Origin of the sequence: Blastococcus haudaquaticus (assembly GCF_900230285.1) — a bacterium.
In the GTDB taxonomy this organism is placed as follows: domain Bacteria; phylum Actinomycetota; class Actinomycetes; order Mycobacteriales; family Geodermatophilaceae; genus Blastococcus_B; species Blastococcus_B haudaquaticus.
This window is the reverse complement of the sequence record NZ_OCNK01000009.1, coordinates 48,166-54,165: the sequence shown is the minus strand read 5'-3', so window position 1 is coordinate 54,165 and position 6,000 is coordinate 48,166. Positions and strand designations below refer to the sequence as shown.

Below are 6,000 nucleotides of genomic sequence, written 5' to 3'. Positions count from 1 at the left end.
GGGCGCGCCGATCTGCAGCGGCATGATCAGGTTGCCGAAGGCGAAGAACAGCGGCGTCGCGAACATCAGCAGCATGACCGTGCCGTGCATGGTCAGCAGCTGGTTGTACTGCTCCGGCGAGAGGAACTGCAGCTCCGGCCGCGCCAGTTCGGCCCGCATCAGCAGGGCCATCAACCCGCCCGCGATGAAGAACGCGAACGAGGTGACCATGTACATCAGGCCGATGGTCTTGTGGTCGGTCGTCCGCAGCAGGTTGGACAGCCGCGAACCCTTCTCCGCCACGTGGACCGGACTCGGCCGACTCACGATGGGCGCCGGTGCAATCGTCACGCTCCGGAGCTTAGACGGTGCTCGCGCAGCACCTCCGACCGACGAGGCGGGCGCGCCGGTGGTCCTGCCCGCTTCCCGGGCGACAGGCGACGCGGAGGCCGCTCATCGACGTCCGACCGTGATGTCCTGCGAGTTTTCGATCATGGGATCGAGGGAATCCCCACCCCGTGCCCGGAGATCCCGGGTGCCGGTCCGCCCCGGCGGACCACCCACTCGGAGGTCCACACATGTCCATCGGTGGCATCATCATGGCGATCGTGATCGGCCTGGTCGCAGGCCTCATCGCCCGAGCCGTCATCCCCGGCAAGCAGGACCTGGGCATCGTCGCCACGATCGTCCTGGGCATCATCGGGTCCGTCGTCGGCAACCTGCTCGCCGGCCTCATCTTCCGCGGCGAGGCGGAGTTCGACCTGGGCGGCTGGTGGGCCTCCATCATCGGCGCGATCATCGTGCTCGGCATCTACGTGGCCGTGGCCGGTCGCGGTCGGCGGTCGGTCAGCCGCTGACGCACCACCCCCGCGATCGCGGGGGCTCGCCCGAGGGGCCCGGCCGGAAGGCCGGGCCCCTCGGCCGTCCCGGGCCGGTCAGCGGGCCCGGCGGTAGGTGGTGACGTCGACCGACACGGTCACCCGGATCGGCTCCGGGAGGCGGGTCAGCGCCGCCGCGACGGCAGCGGGCGTCGTGTGCCGCGCGTGCGGGCCCATCCCTACCAGCGTCGCGACGGCTGCGCGCGGGAGGAGGAGCTCCGCACGGTGCCCCCCGGTCCCGACCGGCCGGAGGTCGGGCTCGAGCGACGCGGCCAGGCGCGCCGCCTTGTCCGGATCCACCCGCAGCAGGTCGAGTGGTCCCACCAGCTCGCCGAGATGGTCCGGCGCCGGGGTGACCACGACCAGCCGGCCGTCCGGCCGGAGGACCCGCGCGATCTCCGGGCCGTTGCGCGGCGCGAACACCACGAGCACCGCGTCGACGACGCCGTCCCCGACCGGCAGCCGGGCCCAGCTGTCCGCGACGACGGCCACCGCGCGCGGATGCGCACGGGCCGCCCGTCGGGCGGCGTAGGGCGAGGAGTCCAGGACCACCCCGGCCGAGTCGGGCAGCCGGTCGAGCACGCCCGCCAGGTGGTGGCCCGTCCCTCCTCCCAGGTCCAGCAGGCTCGCCGGACGTCCGGCAGCGTCGGCCAGCGCCGCGGTGATGCCGGCGTAGTGCCCGGCGTCCAGGAAGGCCACCCGGTCGGCAACCATCTCGGCCGAGTCCCCCGACGGGGGGCGGTGCCCGGGCGGCAGCAGGGTCACGTGCCCCTGCCGCGCCCGGTCGAACGAGTGGCCCTGGGGGCAGCGCAGGCCCGTCGCCCCCGGCAGTCCGGCCAGGGGCCCGCCGCACACCGGGCAGGCGAGCAGGGCGAGTGCCCGCCCGTCCCACGAGGGGCGTCCGCTCACGGACGCGCGGGGACGGCGTGGAAGACGACGTCGCGCAGCTCGCCGCCGTCCGCGACGGCGGTGACGAAGGTGCCGTGCGGCTGACGGCGCCGGTCCGTCGGCGAGCCGGGGTTCAGCAACCGCAGCCCGGACGGCGCGGTCGTGTCCCAGGGGATGTGGCTGTGCCCGAAGACCAGGACGTCGGTGTCCGGGAACCGGGCGGCGCAGCGCAGCTCGCGGCCCTTCGCGTCCCCCGTCTCGTGGACGACGGCGAAGCGCATGCCGGCGATCTCCGCGCGCGCCACCTCGGGCAGCCGTCGGCGGAAGTCGCCGTGGTCGTTGTTGCCGTACACCGCCACGAGTCGCCGGGACCGGGCCTCGAACAGGTCCAGCAGCGCCAGGTCGACCCAGTCACCGGCGTGCACGACGACGTCCGCCTCGGCGATCGCCGCCCAGAGGGAATGAGGTAGCTCACGTGCCCGCCTGGGGACGTGCGTGTCCGAGGTGAACACCAACGAAACAGGCACGACTCCATGATCGCAGGCCGATACGTTCGCTCGCGGCCGGCGATCCGGTCCATCCGCACGACATGAGGACTTCTCTGTGACCGAACCCCGTCCCACGACCACGGCCGACGGCGCGGCGACCCCCGCCGACGAGCCGTACGAGAGGCGCTGGCTGGCACTCGGCATCATCGCGATGACCGTGCTGCTGGTGATCCTCGACGCCACCATCGTCAACATCGCCCTGCCGGCCGTCACCACGGACCTGGGCATCAGCGCGGCGTCCCAGCAGTGGATCGTCACCGCCTACACCCTGACCTTCGGCGGGTTCCTGCTGCTCGGCGGCCGGATCGCCGACTTCTGGGGCCGCAAGCGCACCTACCTCGTGGGTGCCGCGGGCTTCGCGGTCGCGTCGGCCCTGGGCGGCGTCGCCCAGAACGAGGCGATGCTCTTCGGTGCCCGCGCGCTGCAGGGTGTCTTCGGAGCCCTGCTCGCCCCCGCGTCCCTGGCGCTGCTGACCGTCCTGTTCACCGACCCCAAGGAGCGCGCGAAGGCCTTCGGCGTCTACGGCGCCATCGCCGGCGGTGGATCGGCGATCGGCCTGCTGCTCGGCGGAGTGCTCACCGAGTACGCGGACTGGCGCTGGTGCTTCTGGGTGAACCTCCCGGTGGCACTGCTCGCCATCGCGCTGGCCATCCCCTTCGTGCCCGAGAGCAAGGCTCCCGGCGACACCAGCTACGACATCCCGGGCGCGATCCTGATCACCCTGGGCCTGGCGTCGATCGTCTACGGCTTCACCCGCGTCGCTGAGGCGTCGCAGACCAACGCGGCCGAGGCGGCAGCGGCCAACGCCCAGTCGGCGGCCCAGGGCACGGCCGCCCTCGTGACCCCGGACAGCGGCTGGACCGACGGCCCGGCATGGCTGTTCATCGTCGCCGGCCTGGTGCTGGTCGCGCTGTTCGTCGTCCTGGAGCTGCGGACCCGCAACCCGCTGCTGCCCATGCGGATCGTCCTGGACCGCAACCGTGGTGGCGCCTACCTGACGTCGACCCTCGTGGGGGCCGGGCTCATCGGTGCGTTCTTCTTCCTGAGCCTCTACTTCCAGCAGGTGCTGGAGTACGAGCCGATCGCCGCGGGCCTCGCCTCGCTGCCGACCACGCTCGGCGTCTTCATCTCCGCCGGCGCGGCCAGCGCCCTCGTGCCCCGGGTCGGACCGAAGCCGCTGATGGTGCTCGGCGGGCTGCTCGCGGCCGCCGGGCTGTTCACGCTGTCGTTCGTGGGGCTCGAGACGGACTTCTGGGAGGTGCCGTTCCCGGGTCAACTGCTGCTGGGGCTGGGCCTCGGGTTCACCTTCGTGCCGCTGTCCAACCTGGCCCTGGTCGGTGCGGGCGTGCACGACGCCGGCGCGGCCAGCGCGATGCTGAACGCGACGCAGCAGGTGGGCGCCTCGATCGGCACCGCCGTCCTCGCCTCGCTGTCGGTGGCCGCGATCAGCACGTACACCGCGGACGCGCTGTCGTCGGGTGCGGACCCGCAGGACCCGACCGTCGGGCTCGCCGCGCAGGTGGAGGGCTACACCACGGCGTTCACCTGGGCCGCCGTCCTGCTGGTGCTCGGCGCGGTCGTCGCCGGTGTGCTGATCAAGGCGACCAAGGAGGACCTGCCGGCGGAGGGCGACGCCGTCGCCCACGTCGGATAGCCGACCACGTCTCGGGCCCGTCTCCCTCCGGGGAGGCGGGCCCGTTCCGTCAGCTCTTGCTGTGCTCCGCCAGGGCGCGGAGACGGGCGTTGTACGCCACCAGCTCCGCGTCACCGGTGCGGTCGGCGGCCCGGTCCAGCGCCTTGGCCCGGCGGTCGTCCGAGTTGGCCCACGAGAAGAAGACGACGGCCAGGACCAGCACGGTGGGGAGCTCGCCGAACGCCCACACGATGCCGCCGGCCTCGCCCTGGTCCCGCAGCGGGTCGATGCCCCAGCCGGCCGGCGGCTGCGCGAACGTGTCGACCACCAAGGATCCGGCCATCATGATCGCCACGCCGAAGAACGCGTGGAACGGCACGGGCAGGAAGAGCTCGAGCATGCGGCCCGGGTGGCTCAGCGTCCGCGGCCAGGGATCCTGCGCCACGATCGGGCCGAAGAAGAGCAGACCGGTGACGACGAAGTGGGCCAGCATCAGCTGGTGACCGGCCGGGTTGCTCATCAGGGCGTCGAACAGCGGCGTGAAGTAGACGCCGTACAGGCTGGCGATGAACAGCGGGATCGAGAACAACGGTGAGGCCAGGAACCGCGCGACCCGGCTGTGCAGGCCGTTGAGCAGCAGAGCCCTGGGCGCTCCGGCGGCGCCACTGCCGCGGGGCAGCGTCCGGAGGGCCAGCGTCACCGGTGCCGCCAGCAGCAGGAGCAGTGGGGTGATCAGCGACAGCACCATGTGCTGGGTCATGTGGACGCTGAACAGCACCATGCTGTAGCCGTTGAGCCAGGTGCCGGTGACGGCGAACAGGGACGCCGTCCCGCCGATCCAGGCGAGCACACGCCACCACGGCCAGGCGACGCCGGAGCGTCGGAGCCGCACGACGGCGCCCAGGTAGACGAGCAGACCGACGACGCTGAGCACGGCCAGCACCGACCACGCGTCCAGGTGCGGGACGAACATCCGTGCCCACGTGGGTGGCTGGTCCGGCACCCACATGCCCGAGTGGTGCCCGTGGTCCACCAGTTCCTCCTCGATCCCCGTCGCTCTCCCCCACTGTCCCACTCGGCCCCGTCCAGAGGCTCGAGCTGAGCCTGCGAAGAGTGAGGGGGACGGGGTCCTTATTCGTGGACGGGCGCCTCGTGGCCGGCGTGCGCCTGCGCCTCCAGCTGGAACGTGCAGTGCTCCATGTCGAAGTGGGCGCCCAGGCACTCGCAGAGTGCGTCGAGGACCCGGCCGCCATGACCGGCGGCCAGCGCCGCGTCGGTGACGACGACGTGGGCGGACAGGACGGGCAGGCCCGAGGTGATCGTCCACGCGTGCAGGTCGTGGACGCCGATGACGCCGTCGACACCGAGGATGTGGGTGCGCACGTCGGCGAGGTCCACGCCCCGGGGGGCGGCCTCGAGCAGGACATCGAGCGCCTCCCGCAGCAGGTGCCAGGCGCGGGGCACCACCAGGACGCCGATGACCGCCGACGCGAGGATGTCGGCCGGCGTCCAGCCGGTGGTGAGGATGACCACGGCCGCCACGATGACGGCGACCGACCCGAGCGCATCGGCGAGGACCTCGAGGTAGGCCCCGCGGACGTTGAGCGACGTGTCCCGCCCGCGGTGCAGGACGGCGAGGGAGGCCAGGTTGACCACCAGGCCCACCGTCGCGACGGCGAGCATCAGGCCGGAGCCGATCTCGGGCGGCTCACCGATCCGGCGGACCGCCTCGACCAGGACGTAACCGGCCACCACCAGGAGCAGCAACCCGTTGGCCACGGCGGCGAGGATCTCGACGCGCTGCCAGCCGAAGGTGCGCCGTCCGCGGGCCGGCCGCTGAGCGAGGGTCACGGCCCCCAGGGCGAGGGCGACGCCCGCCGCGTCCGTGGCCATGTGGCCGGCGTCGGCCAGGAGAGCCAGCGAGCCGGAGAGGAGACCGCCGACGATCTCAGCGGTCATCACGGCCAGCGTCAGACACAGGACGACGAGCAGCCGCCGCCGCTGGCCGCCGGCCGCGGTCACCGGCGCGTGTGCGTGACCGTGCCCCATCGCCGCCTCCCGCCTGGGCCGTTCC

Annotated in this window: 7 protein-coding genes; 2 read left to right on the top strand and 5 right to left on the bottom strand. The window is 72.8% G+C overall.

Annotation, left to right across the window (positions count from 1 at the left end):
• On the bottom strand, positions 1–330 hold a 330-nt coding region (locus CRP30_RS21935), incomplete at its 3' end, for a cbb3-type cytochrome c oxidase subunit I (protein WP_200814914.1).
• 227 nt (positions 331–557) lie between these two features.
• Here CRP30_RS21935 and CRP30_RS21930 point away from each other — a divergent pair.
• Positions 558–836, top strand: coding sequence for a GlsB/YeaQ/YmgE family stress response membrane protein (locus CRP30_RS21930; protein ID WP_097186157.1), 279 nt, complete (start codon positions 558–560; stop codon positions 834–836).
• Positions 837–914: 78 nt separating this feature from the next.
• Here the strand turns inward: CRP30_RS21930 and CRP30_RS21925 are convergent, their stop codons facing one another.
• Entirely contained in the window at positions 915–1,727 is an 813-nt protein-coding gene (locus tag CRP30_RS21925; protein ID WP_439647029.1) for a putative RNA methyltransferase, read from the bottom strand.
• 35 nt (positions 1,728–1,762) lie between these two features.
• A complete protein-coding gene (locus CRP30_RS21920) occupies positions 1,763–2,272 on the bottom strand; it encodes a metallophosphoesterase family protein (protein ID WP_200814913.1) in 510 nt (169 codons plus the stop codon).
• Between the two features lie 76 nt (positions 2,273–2,348).
• On the opposite strand from CRP30_RS21920, the gene CRP30_RS21915 reads away from it, so the two are divergent.
• A complete protein-coding gene (locus CRP30_RS21915; protein ID WP_097186154.1) occupies positions 2,349–3,947 on the top strand; it encodes an MFS transporter in 1,599 nt (532 codons plus the stop codon).
• 49 nt (positions 3,948–3,996) lie between these two features.
• On the opposite strand, the gene CRP30_RS21910 is transcribed toward CRP30_RS21915, so the two are convergent.
• Both CRP30_RS21910 and CRP30_RS21905 read right to left on the bottom strand, forming a co-directional pair.
• On the bottom strand, positions 3,997–4,959 hold the full coding sequence (locus CRP30_RS21910) for a cytochrome c oxidase assembly protein (RefSeq protein ID WP_235003616.1): 963 nt from the start codon (positions 4,957–4,959) through the stop codon (positions 3,997–3,999).
• A gap of 98 nt (positions 4,960–5,057) precedes the next feature.
• The gene (locus CRP30_RS21905; protein WP_097186153.1) at positions 5,058–5,975 is read right to left on the bottom strand and encodes a cation diffusion facilitator family transporter; all 918 of its coding nucleotides are present in this window, start codon (positions 5,973–5,975) and stop codon (positions 5,058–5,060) included.
• Positions 5,976–6,000 lie beyond the last annotated feature (25 nt).